Genomic DNA, 1,147 nt, shown 5'->3' on the forward strand with positions numbered 1-1,147 from the left:
CTACTACACGTTTAATCTCTGCAGAGGAATTAGGATTTTTAACAAAATCCTCCTTAAAGAAATCCATGAAGGCTTTTCGTCCATCAGCAACAAAAGGATTATGTTGCTTATAATCTTCGCTAACATATTTAGGGATAATATCGATATTATGTTTGTTAAAAACTTCATTATAGAAATCAACTACCATCTTTTTATTCTTTTCATTTTCTTTCACTTCTTTTGATACAGAAGCAACATTTTCGCTCTTTATTGAGTTACCTTTGTTATTACCGGTGGAAGCTTGAAATATCAAAGTCGATACAATTCCTAAAATAAACACAGAAATAATTATTACTATTAAACTTTTCTCTAATTTCATATATACCTACCTCTTCTACTTAAATAAGTTCTCTTCTATAAAAAGCTTGAAGAAGGAGAAACCTTCCCCAAAATGTAATGTCAGGGGTAATGTTAGGAATTTCATTTATCCTAACCTCCCCCTATACAACGCATATTAGAAACGATTCATTCTAACTTAATACCTCATTAACAGTTGCACTGTCCACAATTTGAATAAACTTCTTAACCTTATCGTTCTCATCAAACTTATAAAGGTGACAAAAATCTGCTATGAACGATTTCCCTGTAGCTTTATATGTCCCATTATATTTTCCATACACGATAACAGTATTGTTATTAAAAGCATAGATTTCATCTTTAGCGCTATAGTCATCCCATTCTGTGCCAAGACGTTCATGTACGTTTTTCACTACTTCATCTGGACCTATATAAGTACCTGCATATGGAAACCCAGCAGCTTCTGTCCAAGATACATTTTCACTTAAATACGTTTTGAACGCATCCAATTTCCCTTCGCCAGTTAACACATACGTTTCATGTAATAGTTTTTGATATTTATTCATATCATTAACCCCAAGGCATTTCTTTTGTTACAACTTTTGCACTTAATTCTAATACACCTTTATTTGCATAGCCTGGATATGCTGCTTCAAGTTTTGCCACAAAATCTTTTGAAGTTCCACTTTCCTCAGAAGCTTGAACCGCAGTTCTTAGATAATCCATTGTCGCAGTAAGTGCTTGATTATTTAGGGATTTTTCGATTGATCCATGGCTAGGTACAATTATGTCAGCATGTAATGCCTGTAAT

General features: G+C 33.2%; 2 protein-coding genes and 1 pseudogene. All 3 read right to left on the reverse strand.

What is annotated here, in order from left to right; translation table 11 throughout:
* On the reverse strand, positions 1–358 hold a 358-nt coding region (locus DN404_RS30295; protein WP_149215881.1), incomplete at its 3' end, for a nuclear transport factor 2 family protein.
* Positions 359–509: 151 nt separating this feature from the next.
* Positions 510–902, reverse strand: coding sequence for a nuclear transport factor 2 family protein (locus tag DN404_RS30300; protein ID WP_149215555.1), 393 nt, complete (start codon positions 900–902; stop codon positions 510–512).
* A gap of 4 nt (positions 903–906) precedes the next feature.
* A pseudogene (locus DN404_RS30305) lies at positions 907–1,147 on the reverse strand (MBL fold metallo-hydrolase); the annotation flags it as partial.

This window comes from Bacillus sp. TE8-1, from assembly GCF_008368855.1.
Taxonomy (GTDB): domain Bacteria; phylum Bacillota; class Bacilli; order Bacillales; family Bacillaceae_G; genus Bacillus_A; species Bacillus_A cereus.